Source organism: Streptosporangium roseum DSM 43021 (genome assembly GCF_000024865.1).
Taxonomy (GTDB): Bacteria; Actinomycetota; Actinomycetes; order Streptosporangiales; family Streptosporangiaceae; genus Streptosporangium; species Streptosporangium roseum.
In genome coordinates, this window is the sequence record NC_013595.1 from 3,894,630 (window position 1) to 3,910,796 (window position 16,167).

Sequence of the window (16,167 nt, forward strand, 5' to 3'; positions counted from 1 at the left end):
AAGTCCGGATGCTGTTGGTGATCTTCCTTGTGTCTGGTGTTCCCGTTGGCTTCGTGGTTCTCTAAAGGTGACCTCTCCGCACCGCTCTGTAGTCACTGTATGGAGGTGGACGGGTGTCGATGGGCGGGGATACCGGCCGGGTGATCCCGGCGGAGACGGTCCGTGCGGCCTGGGCGGCCAATCCTTCTGGAACTCCGGCGATGTGGATCCGGGACCGGCTCGCGGGAGTGTTCGGCGAGAAGGACTTCGTCGGCTGGTTTCCCGCTGATGGGCGGCGTGGATTGTCGCCGGTGGTGTTGGCGCTGGTCAGCGTGTTGCAGTTCGCGGAGAACCTGACCGATCGGCAGGCGGCGCTGGCGGTGCGATGCCGGATCGACTGGAAGTACTGCCTCGGGCTGGAGCTGACGGATCCGGGGTTCGACCACTCTGTGCTCTCGGAGTTCCGAGATCGGATGGCCCAAGACGATCGGGCGGACCGACTGCTGGCGGTGATGGTGCAACGGCTGGTCGAGGCGGGGCTGGTCAAGCAGCGGGGCCGGGTCCGGACCGATTCCACGCATGTGCTGGCCGCGGTCCGCAAGCTCAACCGCGTCGAGTTGGTCGGGGAGACGCTGCGGGTCGCGCTGGAGGAACTCGCCGCCGCCGATGAACCCTGGCTGGCCGCCCTGATCACCCCGGAGTGGGCCAGCCGCTATGGCCGGCCGGTCCGCTATGACCGGCTGCCGCGCGGCAAGGATGATCTGGCCGCGCACGTGCTGCAGATCGGCCAGGACGGGATGACGGTCCTGGAGGCGGTGCATGCGGCCGGGGCGTCGCGTCGGCTGCGGGATCTGCCGGGGGTGCAGGTACTGCGTCAGGTATGGGTGCAGCAGTACTGGACAGACTCCTACGGTGATCTGGCCTGGCGAGCCGCCAAGTCCAGCCGGGACCGGCAGAGCCGCCACGGCCGGCCGCGTCGGTCATCCGGCGAGGAAAGCGGCCAACAGCCGGACCCGGCACGGGTGCCATGGTCCGGGATCGAGATCGTCAGTCCGCACGATCCCGAAGCCCGGTACTGCCGCAAGGAAGGAAAAACGACCACGAAAGCTGAGTGGGTCGGCTACCGGGATCATCAGAGCGAGACCTGCGACGACAATGTTCCCAACGTGATCGTTCACGTCCTCACCCGCCCGGCGCCGGTCCAGGACATCGATGCCGTGGACGACATCCACGCGGGCCTGGCCGCCAGCGGCTTGACCCCGGCCGAGCATCTCCTCGACAGCGGATACGTCACCCCGGACGTCATCCACCACACCGCCCAGCAGTGGGGCGTCGCTCTGATCGGGCCAGTTCGAGCCGACCCGCGAGGCCGCCACGGGTTCACCAAGGAAGACTTCCACGTCAACTGGGACGATCACACCGTCACCTGCCCGCGCGGGGTGACCAGCCCGCCCTTCAAACCCACCCTCGGCGATGGCAAGCCTCGCCTGTCGGTGCTGTTCCCCCGCGCGGCCTGCCGGGCCTGCCCAGACCGCCAGGCCTGCACCGGTGACGCCAACGGCAAGGGTCGCCACCTCACCCTGCTGCCCGAGCCGCTGCAGCAGATCCAGACCCGCAATCGCGCCGACCAGCACACCGAACCTTGGAAGGCCCGCTACGCCCTGCGCGCCGGCTGCGAGGCCACCGTCTCCGAAACCACCCGCGCCCACGGCCTACGCAATTGCCGCTACAAAGGCCTCGCCAAAACCCACGTCCAGCACGTCCTGACCGCGGCCGGCACCAACGTCATCCGCCTCGCCGACTGCTACACCCCCGGCATCATCCCCGACCGACCGCCACGTCCGATCAGCCCGTTCCAACAACTCTGCCGACGGCTGGCCGCCCAGACCCCAGAATGACATCGAAGATCACCAACAGCATCAAGTCCGTGAAGTCAAGAACCACCGGGCCGAGAACGACGGACTCTGACCGGAAACGCCTCGTGAATCCTCAGTCCTTGCCGGCTCCGGCCAGGTTCCCGCCCAGGTCAGCTGTCCGCCGTAGCCGCCGTAGCCGCCGTAGCCGGCCGTACCGGTGCGAAGGTCGCCTGACCGGCGCGGCGGAAGCACCAGAGGCGACGGCCGAGTGCGACCGCCCCGAGCACGCAGCAGATGAGGCACAAGAGCGCCAGCAGCGGCAGCAGCCAGGCGGTGACGATCCAGTACTGGAAGCTGAACGCCCCCCAGATCAGCGTCGGCAGCACCGCGCCCAGCACCGTCACCAGGGCAAGGGGCACGAGCCGCAGAACCAGCATCGGCCGGCGCGCCGCGTGGCGTCGCGAGGCCCAGCGGCGCGCTCGGACGGCTGCGGTGACCAGCAGTGCGGCCATCCCCACCGTGAGCCCGAGCAGGACCGCGTTCACGACGGTGAGCGGGTTGCTCATCGGCGTTGCCGGTGCCCCGATCCGTCCGGCGAGAAGGTTGGTCGAGAGCAGGCCGGGATCGCCGCCGCTGTTGGTGAGGACGAGGGCGGCCACACCGGTCTTGGGCGAGAAGACCATGTCCCCGGTCCACGTCGCCAGTGTTCCGCCGTGGCCGATCACCGACGGCGGGGTGCCTGCTGCGACGGGGCGGGACTGCCAGCCGAGGGCGTAGTCGCCGGCCTTCGGCTGGACGGTGTGCAACTCGGCCAGGGAGCCGGCACTCAGCAGGTCCGCCCCGAAGGTTCCCTGGTTGAACCGCAGCCACCGCACCATGTCGTCCAGGGTCGAGATCACCCCGCCGTTGCCGACGCAGATCCCCGGCATCTCCGGTGCCGCGACGGCCACCCCGAGGACGACCTCGTACCCGGACGGCAGGCCCTCGGCACGATCGGAACACCCCAGCGTCGAGCTGGTGCCGGTCATGCCCAGCGGCGTGAACAGCTCGGCGTGGAGGAAGGCGTCGAAGGACTTCCCCGACACCACCTCGACGATCCTCGCCGCGATCGAGTAGTTGGTGTTGTGGTACTCCGAGCGGGTGCCCGGATCGGCGGCCAGGGTCTTGTCGGCCAGCCCGGCCACGATTTCCTGCGCGCTGCGCGGAGGCGGGAACACATACTCGTTGTTCGTGCTGTTCGACAGCCCCGAGGTGTGGCTGAGGACCTGGCGCACGGTGATTCGGGTGAAGCGCGGATCGGCCATCCTGAGGTCGGGCAGGACCTTGACGAGCGGGTCGTCCAGGGAGACGCGGTCACGGTCGACCAGCAGCATGATCGCCGCCGCCGTCATCGACTTGCTCATCGACGCGATCCGGAACCGAGTCCGCGCCGTCACCGCGTTGCCGTCCCCGTCCCGGCCGCGGACGATCGTCTCGACCGACGACCCGTCGATCACGGCCGCCGCGACACCCGGCGTGCCGTAGACGGAGCGGTAGTCGTCGACCAGCCGTTCGCCGGTGGCATGGGCCGGTGCCGTCCAGCCGAGCAGCAGGGCGACGAGCACGCCGCCGAGGACGATGAGGGAGGTCACACGAGGAGAGCGGAGAGGTAGGAAATGCACGACGTCGAACCTAGGCCGGGCGTCACCGGCCGACATCACCCGAAGGGGTGAGACGGGACCACCCGGCAGGATGGAATCCTCAGCCAGGCAGATCGCTGCGACCCACGAGCCCGTTCTCGTACGCGTGGATCACCGCGTGCACGCGGTCGCGCAGGTCCAGTTTCTGCAGGACGGCCCGGACGTGCGACTTCACCGTGTTCTCGCTCAGCACCAGTTCCGCGCAGATCTCGCTGTTGGACCTGCCGCGGGCGAGCAGGCCGAAGATCTCGACCTCGCGCGGGGTGAGGCCGTCCAGGGCTGCCGTCCTCCGGATCGGCACCTGCCGTACGAGATCGAGGATCGTCGCGGCCACCCCCGGGGTCAGCGCCGACGTCCCGGAGGCGACGTCACACACGGCCTGGGCCAGGGCGGCGGGCCGGACGTCCTTGGTCAGGTAGCCGCTCGCGCCGGCCCGGATGGCGGCCACGACCAGTTCGTCATCATCGAACGTCGTCAGCATGAGCACCCGGGTCGCCGGTGCGATCCTGACGATCTCCGCCGTGGCGGCGACCCCGTCCATGCGCGGCATGCGGATGTCCATCAGTACCACGTCGAGGCGGTGCCGCCGGACGACCTCGATCGCGTCGCTGCCGTTCGCGACGTCGTGGGTGACCTCGATGCGTTCGTCGGCCGACAGCACCGTACGGAGCGAGGCCCGCAGCAACTCCTGATCGTCGACGAGCATGACACGGATCCCGGTCATGTCCCCTCCTTCGTGGGGAGCCGCGCCCGCAGCATCCACCCGTCGTCCCCGTCGTCGATCGACAGGGTGCCGCCTGCTGTACGCACGCGCTCCTCGATCCCCATCAAGCCGGTCCCCTGGCTGCCGACGTCGCGAAGCGCCTTGCCGCCGTCGTCGAGCACCTCCACCACCACCTCGGCCGGGGTCCAGCGCAGGCGGACGGCCACCTCGACCGGTGGTTGGAGGTGGCGCAGCGCGTTGGTGATGCCCTCCTGCACGGTACGGACCGCCGCGACCTCGGCACTCAGGCTCAGTGGCCGTCGCTCACCCACCTCCGCGAACGTCACCGCATGGAGCGGGCTCGCCGCCGATGCCACGAGGTCAGGGAGGGCATCGAGCGAGATCGGGACCTCTCTGGGCCGGGAATCGGCGCGCGGCGCCACGGTGGCCGGGCTCAAGGTGGCCAGCATCGCTCGCAGACCTTGATGGGCGTCCCGGCCGGCCTCGGCGATGTCGCCGAGTTCGAGGCGGGTCGCCGGATCCGCCGTCGTCACCGCCGCGGCCTCGATCCGCGCGACCATGACGGTGACCGTGTGGGCGATCACGTCGTGCAGGTCGCGGCGGATGCTGGCCCGTTCGTCCGCGACCGCCGCGGCCAGCCGTTCGCTCTCGGCTCGTCGGCCGGCCTCGTGCCTGCGGCGTACCAGCAGGGCCGCAAGCCACACACCGCCGACCACGAGCATCAGCAGCCCGCCCTCGACCAGGCGGTTCCACACAGGGATGTCAGGGGGCAGCCGGGCCCACGCCACCAGCTCGGTGAGGACGATCCCGAGCGCGGCGACGGCCAACGCAACCACCGAGGACCTGACCGAGACCCGGGCGGTCAGCCGCCACAACGTGAGGGGGAAGCACACGGCCGAGGGCAGCATGCTCGGTGACCAGCCCAGGAAGGGCATCGTCACCAGGACGAGCATTGCCAGCGCGCCGATCGCGTACCCCACCCGTGGCCGTCGATGGGCCACCACCGCTCCCACATGGAGCAGGACGGCAGCACCCGCCGCGGTGAAGATCTGCCACAGGTCCGCGCCGAGGTGCCGGACGCCCACCAGGATGATCACCGTCAGGAGAGCCATGACCACGTGCGCCACCACCGTCGTCGCCGGCCATGTGCTCCGGCGCTGGGGGGCTGTCACGGTCGTCGCCTTCCGGTGGGCTCGTGGTGGGGAGCCGTACCTGGCTCGACGTGCCACAGGATAGCCAGCAACGGGCAGGCCGATTCTGGCGCCCCGCCACGAACCCGCCGGCGAAGCCCGTCGACGAGCTGCCTCATCGAACGCCGAGCCGGCTTCGCGCTCCTCCGCAAACGCGTGCTTCTCCGCAAACGCGTGCTCCTCAGCAGCCGGCGCCCATCACACACCGTCACCACTTCACGGACTTGATGCTGTTGGTGATCTTCGATGTCATTCTGGGGTCTGGGCGGCCAGCCGTCGGCAGAGTTGTTGGAACGGGCTGATCGGACGTGGCGGTCGGTCGGGGATGATGCCGGGGGTGTAGCAGTCGGCGAGGCGGATGACGTTGGTGCCGGCCGCGGTCAGGACGTGCTGGACGTGGGTTTTGGCGAGGCCTTTGTAGCGGCAATTGCGTAGGCCGTGGGCGCGGGTGGTTTCGGAGACGGTGGCCTCGCAGCCGGCGCGCAGGGCGTAGCGGGCCTTCCAAGGTTCGGTGTGCTGGTCGGCGCGATTGCGGGTCTGGATCTGCTGCAGCGGCTCGGGCAGCAGGGTGAGGTGGCGACCCTTGCCGTTGGCGTCACCGGTGCAGGCCTGGCGGTCTGGGCAGGCCCGGCAGGCCGCGCGGGGGAACAGCACCGACAGGCGAGGCTTGCCATCGCCGAGGGTGGGTTTGAAGGGCGGGCTGGTCACCCCGCGCGGGCAGGTGACGGTGTGATCGTCCCAGTTGACGTGGAAGTCTTCCTTGGTGAACCCGTGGCGGCCTCGCGGGTCGGCTCGAACTGGCCCGATCAGAGCGACGCCCCACTGCTGGGCGGTGTGGTGGATGACGTCCGGGGTGACGTATCCGCTGTCGAGGAGATGCTCGGCCGGGGTCAAGCCGCTGGCGGCCAGGCCCGCGTGGATGTCGTCCACGGCATCGATGTCCTGGACCGGCGCCGGGCGGGTGAGGACGTGAACGATCACGTTGGGAACATTGTCGTCGCAGGTCTCGCTCTGATGATCCCGGTAGCCGACCCACTCAGCTTTCGTGGTCGTTTTTCCTTCCTTGCGGCAGTACCGGGCTTCGGGATCGTGCGGACTGACGATCTCGATCCCGGACCATGGCACCCGTGCCGGGTCCGGCTGTTGGCCGCTTTCCTCGCCGGATGACCGACGCGGCCGGCCGTGGCGGCTCTGCCGGTCCCGGCTGGACTTGGCGGCTCGCCAGGCCAGATCACCGTAGGAGTCTGTCCAGTACTGCTGCACCCATACCTGACGCAGTACCTGCACCCCCGGCAGATCCCGCAGCCGACGCGACGCCCCGGCCGCATGCACCGCCTCCAGGACCGTCATCCCGTCCTGGCCGATCTGCAGCACGTGCGCGGCCAGATCATCCTTGCCGCGCGGCAGCCGGTCATAGCGGACCGGCCGGCCATAGCGGCTGGCCCACTCCGGGGTGATCAGGGCGGCCAGCCAGGGTTCATCGGCGGCGGCGAGTTCCTCCAGCGCGACCCGCAGCGTCTCCCCGACCAACTCGACGCGGTTGAGCTTGCGGACCGCGGCCAGCACATGCGTGGAATCGGTCCGGACCCGGCCCCGCTGCTTGACCAGCCCCGCCTCGACCAGCCGTTGCACCATCACCGCCAGCAGTCGGTCCGCCCGATCGTCTTGGGCCATCCGATCTCGGAACTCCGAGAGCACAGAGTGGTCGAACCCCGGATCCGTCAGCTCCAGCCCGAGGCAGTACTTCCAGTCGATCCGGCATCGCACCGCCAGCGCCGCCTGCCGATCGGTCAGGTTCTCCGCGAACTGCAACACGCTGACCAGCGCCAACACCACCGGCGACAATCCACGCCGCCCATCAGCGGGAAACCAGCCGACGAAGTCCTTCTCGCCGAACACTCCCGCGAGCCGGTCCCGGATCCACATCGCCGGAGTTCCAGAAGGATTGGCCGCCCAGGCCGCACGGACCGTCTCCGCCGGGATCACCCGGCCGGTATCCCCGCCCATCGACACCCGTCCACCTCCATACAGTGACTACAGAGCGGTGCGGAGAGGTCACCTTTAGAGAACCACGAAGCCAACGGGAACACCAGACACAAGGAAGATCACCAACAGCATCCGGACTTCGAGCCAGATCCGTCTCTCGCCTACAGAGTCACCAGGCACCCGCGCCCGGACGCGCCGATCTGATCGAGGGCCGAAAGTCCCGTGGAACAGGGACTTCGGGGCCGGACGGGCGAGCCGTACGGCACTGCCGGGCGGCTCCGGAAAACGGTGTGCTTGAGCCACAGCAACCAGAGCCCGTCAGAACCCGAGGAGACCAGTCATGGCGATCACCGAAGGCGGCCACCGGCGCGGCCGTGCAGATGCCGTCGAACCCGTCACGACCGCCCGCCCCGTCGACTACGTCTGGGCGATCGCCCGGATCTTCCTCGGCTGGACCTTCCTGTGGGCCTTCCTGGACAAGCTCTTCGGCTGGGGCTTCGCGACCCCGGCGGAGCGCGCCTGGATCAACGGAGGCAGCCCGACCACCGGCTTCCTCAAGGGGACCGGCGAGAACGCGCTCGGCGGTCTCTTCAGCAGCCTGGCGGGGCAGGCCTGGGTCGACTGGCTGTTCATGCTCGGCCTGCTCGGCATCGGGGCGGCGCTCATCCTGGGCGTGGGCATGCGCGTCGCCGCCGTCACCGGAGGCCTGCTGCTGGTGCTCATGTGGGCCGCCGCGCTCCCGCTGGACACCAACCCGTTCATGGACGACCACCTCGTCTACGCCGTCGTGCTGGCCGGCCTGGCGCTGGCGGGCGCGGGCGACACCCTCGGCGCCGGAGCCTGGTGGGGGCGGACCCCGCTGGTGCGCCGCCACCCGATCCTGAAGTAGACGATGACGGCCGCGAACATGGACGCCCACCCCTCACCGGGGCGGGCGTCCATCCTTTCTGATGCCAGACTCGTAGGCATGGCAGAGATCGAGCCCGGTGCGTTGATACCCCACATGCGATTGGACGAGCTGCTCTCGGAGCTGCATGTCCGGCTGGAGGCGGTGCTGGCCACCCGTGACCGGGTGCACGCGCTGCTGAACGCGGTCGTGTCCGTGGGCAGCGACCTGGACCTGGAGACCGTGCTGCGCAGGATCGTGGAGACCGCCACCACCCTGGTCGACGCCACCTACGGCGCGCTGGGCGCGATCGGCGAGGAGAACACCCTGGTGCAGTTCATCCCGGTCGGGCTGACCGAGGAGGAGATCGCCAGGATCGAGCACTGGCCGCACGGGCTGGGACTGCTGGGCCTGCTGATCAAGGAGCCGCGCCCGCTGCGGCTGGCTCGCATCTCCGACCATCCGGAGTCCTACGGGTTCCCGCCGGGCCATCCGCCGATGGGGTCGTTCCTGGGCGTGCCGATCCGGGTGCGCGAGGAGGTGTTCGGCAACCTCTACCTCACCGAGAAGCGCGGCGGAGGGGCGTTCGACGCCGAGGACGAGGCGATCGTCAGCGCCCTGGCCACCGCCGCCGGGGTGGCCATCGAGAACGCCCGGCTGTACGAGGACAGCCGGCGGCGCGAGGTGTGGCTGCAGGCCTCGTCAGAGGTGACCACCAGCCTGCTGTCGGGGGCCGAACCGCAGGAGGTGCTCACCCTGATCGCGCGCCGGGCCCGGCAGATGGCCGGCGCCGACATCGTGGCGGTGCTGCTTCCGGACGAGACCGGACAGGTGCTGCGGGTGATCCTCGCCGAGGGGCCGGCCGGCGACCAGGTGGCCCACGGGGAGACGCCCGTCGCGGACTCCCTGGCGGGCAGGGCCTTCACCAGCGGCGAGCCGCTCATGGTCGCCGATCCCGCCGAGGCGCACAGCCCGATCGCGATCGCCGGCTACGCCTCGCTCGGCCCGGTGGCCGCCGTGCCGATCGGCGCGGCGGGAGGTGCGCGCGGGGTGCTGTCGCTGGGCAAGCGCTCGGGCCGCATGCCCTTCAGCCAGTCCGAGCTGCGCACCCTGCACGCCTTCGCCGGGCAGGCCGCGGTCGCGCTGGAGCTGGCCGAGAGCCGGATGGACGCCGAGCGGCTCGGCCTGCTGGAGGAGCGTGACCGGATCGCCAGGGACCTGCACGACGTGGTGATCCAGCGGCTGTTCGCCGTGGCGATGACTCTGATGAGCACGGTGCGGCTGGTCGACAGACCGGAGGCCTCGGGGCGGCTGCAGAACTCCATCGACGAGCTGGACGGCACCATCCGGCAGATCCGCTCGACCATCTTCGCTCTGCAGACCTCCCAGCGGGGCGCCGACTTCGGGCTGCGCTCGCAGATCGTGGAGCTGGTGGAGGGGGCCCGCGCGCATCTGGGCTTCATGCCGGGGCTGAGCATGGAGGGGCAGCTGGACGGCAGGGTGCCGGCGCCGGTGGCCGAGCATCTGCTGGCCGTGGTCCGGGAGGCGCTGTCCAACATCGTGCGTCATGCCAGGGCCGCCAGGGCCGAGGTGAGCGTCGAGGTGGCCGACGGCCGGCTCGTCCTCGTCGTGACCGACGACGGGGTCGGGATGCCCGAGGACGGCCGGCGCAGCGGGCTGCGCAACCTCCAGGAGCGCGCCGAACGGCTCGGCGGCTCCTTCGTGGCCGAGACGCCGCGGGGAGGCGGCACCCGGCTGGTGTGGAGCGTGCCCCTCGGCTGACGCCGGACGCGGCGGCCCCGGTTCCAGCCGGTCCGTGTCACAGCGGCCCGGGAGCCCCCGCCCGTGTCACGCCTGCCCGGGACCAGCCCCGGCCCGTGTCACGGCGGAAGGGCGCTATCCCCTCGGGCGGTCGGCCTTCAGCCGTGCCGCCAGGGCGGCCGCTTGGGTACGGCGCTGCATGCTCAGCTTGGCCAGCAGGTTCGAGACGTAGTTCTTGACGGTCTTCTCGGCCAGGTAGAGCCGTTCGCCGATCTGCCGGTTGGTCATCCCCTCGCCGATCAGCTCCAGGATGTGGCGTTCCTGATCCGACAGGGCGGCCAGCGGGTCCTTCCGGACGGCCTGCTCACGCAGGCGCGCCAGCATGGAGGCGGTGGTCTGCGGGTCCAGCAGCGACTGGCCGGCGGCCACCGTCCGCACGGCGCCGACCAGGTCCGAGCCGTGGATCTGCTTGAGCACGTAACCGGACGCGCCCGCCATCACCGCGTTGAACAGGGCGTCGTCGTCGGCGAAGGAGGTCAGCATCAGGCAGGCCAGCTCCGGCATCGCGGAGCGTACCTCCCGGCACACGTCCACGCCACTGCCGTCGGGCAGGCGCACGTCCAGGACGGCGACGTCCGGCCGGAGCGCCGGGATGCGGGCCACCGCCGACTCCGCGGTCCCGGCCTCACCGACGACCTCGATGTCGCCCTCGGACTCCAGCAGCGCGGCCACGCCCCGCCGTACCACTTCATGATCGTCCAGCAAGAACACGCGAATCATATTCTGAACGCTAGCCCTCCCGCGGCGCCGAAGGTAGGGACCAAGGTCCCTGCCGCCTCCACCAGGAGGGGGAGGACGGACAGGTCGTCCCGGAACGCGTGACCCCGGCGGGCCTCGCCGGGCGGCCCGGCGGCGCGCCCCGCGACCTGCGGGGAGGCCGTCTGCAGCAGGTGGAAGAGGTACAGGTTGAGGATCTGCTGCACCTCGGCGTCCTCGTCGGTGACATGTGAGCATTGCCACAGCCGGTCCCAGGCCCGCACATGCCGCTTGAGGAGGGCGTGGAAACCGCCCGCGCGCACGACCGCGGCCCTCGCGGCGGCCTCGCTCTCGGCGACGGCCCGGTCACCGGAGGTGTACAGGGCCACGATCTTCTCCACGGTGACCTCGTCACCCGCCCTCACCTCGACGGCCCGGTCATCGTGCACCCAGCCCTCCTCGACGCCGGTACGGCACCGCCCGCCGGCCAGCGTGGTACGGGCGGCGAGTGCGATCTCCATGTGGGAGGTGGCGGTGCGCGCCAGCAGCTCGATCACGCCGTGGGCGGCGTGCCCGCAGATCGGGACGGGGGGCAGGGCGGCCGGTCCCCGGTGCGGGGCGCTGCCGGAGCCGGTGACGCGCCCGTCGAGCGCCGAGCGGACCTCCAGCGTCCCGGCCCAGTTCTCCGGAACGATCGTCACGGCCAGGGCAGCCAGGTGCGGGTCGGCCATCGAGACCAGGCGGTGCTGCTCCATCCGGGTGATCCGCCCGAGAGGGTCGCATACGCGCAGGAACCGCGTGAGCACCCCTCGGCGCATGTCGAGCGTGTGACGGCAGTCCAGGATCTCGGCGCCGCCGGGAGCGAACCAGTCGCCGCCGCCGGCGCGGAAGGTCAGGGGCAGCCAGTTCGGCGCGTTGACCAGGGCTTCGCCGTCCACCGGGCGGTCCGCGCCGGGTGAGAGGTCTATCGGGCGGTCCGCGCCGGGTGAGAGGTCCACCGGGCGGTCCGCGCCCCGCGCGAGGGGCCGGTCGTAGCAGCCGGCGACGTAGGTGCCGGGATGGTGCACCTCGTCGGCACGCGACTCCGGCACGGCGCCCCGGGTGACGAAGCGGCCGTTGCCGAGCGCCGTCAGCGCCTCCCTCAGCCCCTCCTGGGCGGGGTCGAAGCCGTCGTAGGTGAGGAGCCAGGGGTTCACGTCTTCTCCAGTCGAGTCGTAGTTCCGCCGGGTCGGTGACGGCGAGGCCGGCGCCGGCGTCCCGGACACCCGCCTCCGCGCGGCGGCGCGCGCACCGGCCGGGCCGGCGACGGCCCCATCGGCGCCGGAGACCGTCGTGGCCGTCCGTCCGAGGCCCACGACCGCCGGGAGCGTCATGGAGCACCCCTCTTCCACCCGCACGGTACGGCGCGGCTCGCCGTCGCCGTCAGGGCTGATCGGCCCTATGGGTCAGGGACCTTCGTCGGTAGATCGGGCCCCGGACCCGCGACGGCCGCCGGCCGGGTGCCCGTCCCGCCGGGGACCGCGGGCCGCGCCGGCCGGCGGCCCCCGGCGGGAGACAGGGGTCGGAAGTCCCTGACGGCCGGGTCTTTCGGCCGCTGCGCGGAACGCCGGGGAACGGTCGGATGGAGGGGAGAACCCGAGGAGGACGACATGACAGCGCATGTAGTGGTGGGCGTGGACGGCTCACCTTCCTCGCAGGCCGCGGTCGAATGGGCCACCGACGACGCCGTGCGGCGCGGGTGCGCCCTGCGGATCGTCTATGTGTGCGAGCCGTGGGTCTACGACATCCCGCTCCAGACCCCGCCGGGCTTCCGCGACTCGATGACCGAGTACTGCCAGGGCGTGCTGGCGACCGCGGCCCGCCTGGCACGCGAGCGCACCCCGGGGACCGAGGTGAACGCCGTGCTGGAGACGGGCCGCCCGGTCGAGATCCTCCGGCGTGAGGCCCAGGACGCCGAGCAGGTCGTGCTGGGCAGCCGGGGCCGCGGCGGGTTCACCGGGCTGCTGCTCGGCTCGGTCTCCCTGGCCCTGGCCGGGCACGTGGCCGCGCCGGTCGTGGTCGTGCGAGGGGACCAGGAGCGGATCCGCGGCGAGGTCGTGGTCGGCTTCGACGGCTCGGCCCACGCTGCGGCGGCCCTGGAGTACGCCTTCGAGGAGGCCGCCCGGCGCGGCGCCCGGCTGCACGCGATCCACGCCTGGCAGATGCCCGTCCTGGGGCAGGGGGCCACCCTCTACGCGCCGCTGGTGGAGGAGATCTTCGCCACCGAGGAGCGGGTCGCGGCGGACACGCTCCGTCCCTGGCGGGAGAAGTACCCGCGGGTGGAGGTCGAGGAGACGGTGGTCTGCGGGCACCCCGTCGCCGTCGTCTGCGAGGCCTCGGAGGCCGCGGATCTGGCCGTCGTCGGCTCGCGGGGACTGGGCCGGCTCGGCTCGGCCGTACTGGGCTCGGTCAGCCACGGGGTCCTGCACCACGCCCGCTGCCCCGTCGCGGTCGTGCGGGCCCGGGGGGAGGCGTGATGGACGTGCAGAACCTCACGGTGGCGCAGGTGATGAGCCGGACGCTGGTCGCCGTCGAGCCCGACGAGTCCCCGCTCATGGCGTGGGAGATCATGCGCCGCGCGGGTATCCACCACCTGCCGGTCGTCGACAGGCGCGGCTGCCTGCGGGGCGTGCTGACCCGGGAGGACCTCATGGCCCGCTGGTCGGGAGGCCCGGCCGAGCAGTCGCGCGCGCGGGTCCATCCGCTGCTGGCCGAGCACCGCTGCCCGCACACCAGGCTCGACGCGCGCCTGGCCGACGCCGCGGAGTCCATGATCGGCGCGGGTGTCGACGCGATCCCGGTCCTGGGGGAGGAGAACAGGCTGGTGGGGATGGTGACGGCCACCGACGTGCTGCGGGCCGTGGCCGGCCGGACCGCCGGGCCGCAGGAGTCTCCGGAGCTGCTGACGGGGATGTTCCGCCTGGTCCCGGTCATGCCCCGGGACCCGGCGGAGTGACGCGCGCCCGTCCCTCCGCCCGTGACTGTGACGGATCCATCTGCGACTGTGACGGAGACGAAGCCATGAGCGCTCGCACCACTGAGGAGATCACCTCGGCGATCCGCGCGGCGGTCCAGGCCGCCGTGTGGGCGCCGTCGGTGCACAACACCCAGCCCTGGTCCTTCGCCGTCGACGGCGAGGAGATCGCCCTGCGGGCCGACAGCGACAGGAAACTACGGCTCGGCGACGCCGCGGGCCGCGAGATGCTGATCAGCTGCGGCGCCGCCCTGATGAACGTACGGCTCACGCTGAGCGCCCTCGGCTGGCAGCCGCACGTGAGGGTGCTGCCCGACCCCGACCGTCCCGCCCTGCTGGCGACCGTGCGGATGGGGGAGGCCGTCGTCGCCGACGAGCACACCCGGCTGCTGCACGCCGAGATCGAACGCCGCCGCACCCACCGTGCCGGCTTCACCGACCTGCCCGTGCCGGAGCGTCTCATCGAGGCGCTGGTGGCCCAGGCGCAGGCCGAGGGGGCGCGGCTGACGCCGGTCCGTTCCGAGGCCGCCGTCCGGGTGCTCGCCGCGCTCACCTGCGCCGCCCAGGACGTGCAGTCCCAGGACCGGCTGCTGACCCTGGAGATGATCAGCTGGGCCCAGCCGCCGGGCAGCTCCCGCGGGGACGGGGTCCCGGCGCAGGGCTACCCCCGCGAGCCCCGGCGGACCTCCCCGCACTTCGCCCAGCGCGACTACGCCCACGGTCATCCCTGGGGCAGTGACGCCGATCAGTTCTTCGCCGCCTCCACCGGGACGGTGGCGGTGCTGACCACGCCGGCCGATGCCCGTGAGGACTGGATCACGGCGGGTCAGGCGTTGCAGCGCGTCCTGCTGCACGCCTCCGCCTACGACGTGCACGCGGCCTTCCACACCCAGGCGCTGGAGATGGTCCATCTGCGGGAGTTTTTGCGGGAGGAACTGCTGTCGGGCCGGCACCCTCAGATGATCATGCGTCTGGGCTACACCTCCGACGACAGCGAGGGCATCCGGCGACCGGTCACCGACCTGCTGAAAGAACGGTAACGGTGACGGGGGACGCGGCGTGCGCGGCACGGGGACGCCGCTCAGGTGAGGGCCTGGTCGGCGAGGAGGTCCACGACGTCCTCGAAGCGGTTGCGGCGCCGGTAGGCGGCACGCTGCCGGTCGGCGCCCGTGCCGCGCAGCCGCAGGGCCCGCAGGCCCGCGCGGACGGCGCCGTCCTCGCCGGAGGCCTCCAGCGCGGGCGACACGTACTCCATGAGCTGTTTGATCTGCCCGCTCGCCGGGATCAGCCGCTCGTCGACGCGGCCGCTCACGTCGACGCCGTCGCCGCGCAGGCCGTACCGCGCCGCCCGCCAGCAGGCGGCGCGCAGCAGATGGTCGCCGGCCGCGGGGGCGGCGCGTCCCCTGCGCAGGTCGGTCAGCACGGTCGCGACCAGGGCCCTGACCAGCGCCGCGAAGAGCACGGTGTCGTCCACGGTCGGCATCACGTCTGCGATGCGCACCTCCACCGTCGGCACGTGGCGGGACGGGCGTGCGTACCAGAACAGCATTCCCCCGTCCAGGATCGCCCCGGTCTCGCGCAGGCATTCGACGATCTCCTCGTACTCCGCCCGGCCGGACAGGTACGGCGGCGGCCCCGCCGTGGGCCATCGGGCGAACAGGGGGGTGCGCCAGCTGGCGTATCCGGTGTCCCGTCCCCGCCAGAAAGGGGAGTTCGACGAGAGCACCAGCAGAACAGGCAGCCACATCCGCAGGTGGTTGACCACCTGCACCGCCTCCTCGGGGTCGGGGACGCCCACGTGGACGTGGCAGGCACACGCGCTCTGCTGGTCCAGCAGCGGCCCGAACCGCTCGGCGATCCGGTGGTAGCGGGGGCGGTCGGAGACCGGCGGGGGGCCGGGGTCGCCCAGCGGCACCACGCCGCTCGCCACCAGGCGGCAGCCGTTCGACTCGGCCGCCGCGGCCACGCTCCGCCGCAGCCGCAGCAGTTCCTCGCGCAGCGACCCGATGTCCCGGCACACCGCGCTCACGCTCTCGACCTGCGCGCGTGCCAGCTCCGGCTCCACCCGCCCGCCTCCCGGGACGGGCGCCGTGCCCTCCAGCACCGTCTCCGCCCGCAGGACCGCGTGCCGGGTGGCGACGTCGGCCAGGAAGAACTCCTCCTCCACGCCCACGGTCAGCTCCGACGCCCGCATGTCACCTCCGGTGAGGTCGCGCCAGCGCACGGCCGGGCGGCGCCCGCGCCGGTGACCGCGACCCGGGCCCGTACGGCGGGCCGGGAGGGAGGGGCGCCCGCGGAGCCGGCCGGGGCGGCGCGGCGGACACGGCCGGATGGAAC

The 16,167-nt window shown here is 71.7% G+C and carries 13 protein-coding genes; 6 read left to right on the plus strand and 7 right to left on the minus strand.

Annotated features, from left to right (window positions below; translation table 11 throughout):
- Positions 1-119 precede the first annotated feature (119 nt).
- Positions 120-1,877: an IS1182 family transposase gene (locus tag SROS_RS17075; RefSeq protein ID WP_012890197.1), complete on the plus strand. Its 1,758-nt coding sequence runs from the start codon at positions 120-122 to the stop codon at positions 1,875-1,877.
- 128 nt (positions 1,878-2,005) lie between these two features.
- On the opposite strand, the gene SROS_RS17080 is transcribed toward SROS_RS17075, so the two are convergent.
- From SROS_RS17080 to SROS_RS17095, 4 genes are all read right to left on the minus strand, one after another.
- On the minus strand, positions 2,006-3,466 hold the full coding sequence (locus SROS_RS17080; protein WP_245564660.1) for a serine hydrolase domain-containing protein: 1,461 nt from the start codon (positions 3,464-3,466) through the stop codon (positions 2,006-2,008).
- Between the two features lie 109 nt (positions 3,467-3,575).
- Positions 3,576-4,238 (minus strand): response regulator, encoded by a 663-nt coding sequence (locus tag SROS_RS17085; protein WP_012890199.1) that lies wholly within the window; start codon positions 4,236-4,238, stop codon positions 3,576-3,578.
- The gene (locus SROS_RS17090) at positions 4,235-5,410 is read right to left on the minus strand and encodes a sensor histidine kinase (protein WP_012890200.1); all 1,176 of its coding nucleotides are present in this window, start codon (positions 5,408-5,410) and stop codon (positions 4,235-4,237) included. The genes SROS_RS17085 and SROS_RS17090 overlap by 4 nt, the downstream gene beginning before the upstream one ends.
- A gap of 267 nt (positions 5,411-5,677) precedes the next feature.
- On the minus strand, positions 5,678-7,435 hold the full coding sequence (locus SROS_RS17095; RefSeq protein ID WP_012890197.1) for an IS1182 family transposase: 1,758 nt from the start codon (positions 7,433-7,435) through the stop codon (positions 5,678-5,680).
- A 319-nt stretch (positions 7,436-7,754) separates the two neighbouring features.
- On the opposite strand from SROS_RS17095, the gene SROS_RS17100 reads away from it, so the two are divergent.
- Both SROS_RS17100 and SROS_RS17105 read left to right on the plus strand, forming a co-directional pair.
- On the plus strand, positions 7,755-8,303 hold the full coding sequence (locus tag SROS_RS17100; RefSeq protein ID WP_012890201.1) for a DoxX family membrane protein: 549 nt from the start codon (positions 7,755-7,757) through the stop codon (positions 8,301-8,303).
- Positions 8,304-8,381: 78 nt separating this feature from the next.
- Entirely contained in the window at positions 8,382-10,082 is a 1,701-nt protein-coding gene (locus tag SROS_RS17105; RefSeq protein ID WP_043652193.1) for a sensor histidine kinase, read from the plus strand.
- Between the two features lie 114 nt (positions 10,083-10,196).
- Here the strand turns inward: SROS_RS17105 and SROS_RS17110 are convergent, their stop codons facing one another.
- Positions 10,197-10,841 (minus strand): response regulator, encoded by a 645-nt coding sequence (locus tag SROS_RS17110; protein WP_012890203.1) that lies wholly within the window; start codon positions 10,839-10,841, stop codon positions 10,197-10,199.
- The gene (locus SROS_RS17115; RefSeq protein WP_081453421.1) at positions 10,838-12,013 is read right to left on the minus strand and encodes a glycoside hydrolase family 65 protein; all 1,176 of its coding nucleotides are present in this window, start codon (positions 12,011-12,013) and stop codon (positions 10,838-10,840) included. Before SROS_RS17115 ends, SROS_RS17110 begins: the two co-directional genes overlap by 4 nt.
- Before the next feature lie 453 nt (positions 12,014-12,466).
- On the opposite strand from SROS_RS17115, the gene SROS_RS17120 reads away from it, so the two are divergent.
- The 3 genes from SROS_RS17120 (at position 12,467) to SROS_RS17130 (ending at position 14,870) form a co-directional block, all read left to right on the plus strand.
- Entirely contained in the window at positions 12,467-13,333 is an 867-nt protein-coding gene (locus tag SROS_RS17120) for a universal stress protein (protein WP_012890205.1), read from the plus strand.
- Positions 13,333-13,812, plus strand: a complete 480-nt coding sequence (locus SROS_RS17125) for a CBS domain-containing protein (protein ID WP_012890206.1) — start codon at positions 13,333-13,335, stop codon at positions 13,810-13,812. The genes SROS_RS17120 and SROS_RS17125 overlap by 1 nt, the downstream gene beginning before the upstream one ends.
- Before the next feature lie 65 nt (positions 13,813-13,877).
- Entirely contained in the window at positions 13,878-14,870 is a 993-nt protein-coding gene (locus tag SROS_RS17130) for an Acg family FMN-binding oxidoreductase (RefSeq protein ID WP_012890207.1), read from the plus strand.
- Positions 14,871-14,911: 41 nt separating this feature from the next.
- Here SROS_RS17130 and SROS_RS17135 read toward each other — a convergent pair whose 3' ends face one another.
- Positions 14,912-16,024 carry a carboxylate-amine ligase gene (locus SROS_RS17135; protein WP_012890208.1) on the minus strand — a complete coding sequence of 371 codons (1,113 nt, stop codon included), beginning with the start codon at positions 16,022-16,024 and terminating at the stop codon, positions 14,912-14,914.
- Positions 16,025-16,167 lie beyond the last annotated feature (143 nt).

Bases quoted from the DNA above. Each gene is read 5' to 3' on its own strand.
- SROS_RS17075 (WP_012890197.1), top strand. From the start codon at position 120: ATGGGCGGGGATACCGGCCGGGTGATCCCGGCGGAGACGGTCCGTGCG.
- SROS_RS17085 (WP_012890199.1), bottom strand. From the start codon at position 4,238: ATGACCGGGATCCGTGTCATGCTCGTCGACGATCAGGAGTTGCTGCGG.
- SROS_RS17095 (WP_012890197.1), bottom strand. From the start codon at position 7,435: ATGGGCGGGGATACCGGCCGGGTGATCCCGGCGGAGACGGTCCGTGCG.
- SROS_RS17100 (WP_012890201.1), top strand. From the start codon at position 7,755: ATGGCGATCACCGAAGGCGGCCACCGGCGCGGCCGTGCAGATGCCGTC.
- SROS_RS17105 (WP_043652193.1), top strand. From the start codon at position 8,382: ATGGCAGAGATCGAGCCCGGTGCGTTGATACCCCACATGCGATTGGAC.
- SROS_RS17110 (WP_012890203.1), bottom strand. From the start codon at position 10,841: ATGATTCGCGTGTTCTTGCTGGACGATCATGAAGTGGTACGGCGGGGC.
- SROS_RS17120 (WP_012890205.1), top strand. From the start codon at position 12,467: ATGACAGCGCATGTAGTGGTGGGCGTGGACGGCTCACCTTCCTCGCAG.
- SROS_RS17125 (WP_012890206.1), top strand. From the start codon at position 13,333: ATGGACGTGCAGAACCTCACGGTGGCGCAGGTGATGAGCCGGACGCTG.
- SROS_RS17130 (WP_012890207.1), top strand. From the start codon at position 13,878: ATGAGCGCTCGCACCACTGAGGAGATCACCTCGGCGATCCGCGCGGCG.
- SROS_RS17135 (WP_012890208.1), bottom strand. From the start codon at position 16,024: ATGCGGGCGTCGGAGCTGACCGTGGGCGTGGAGGAGGAGTTCTTCCTG.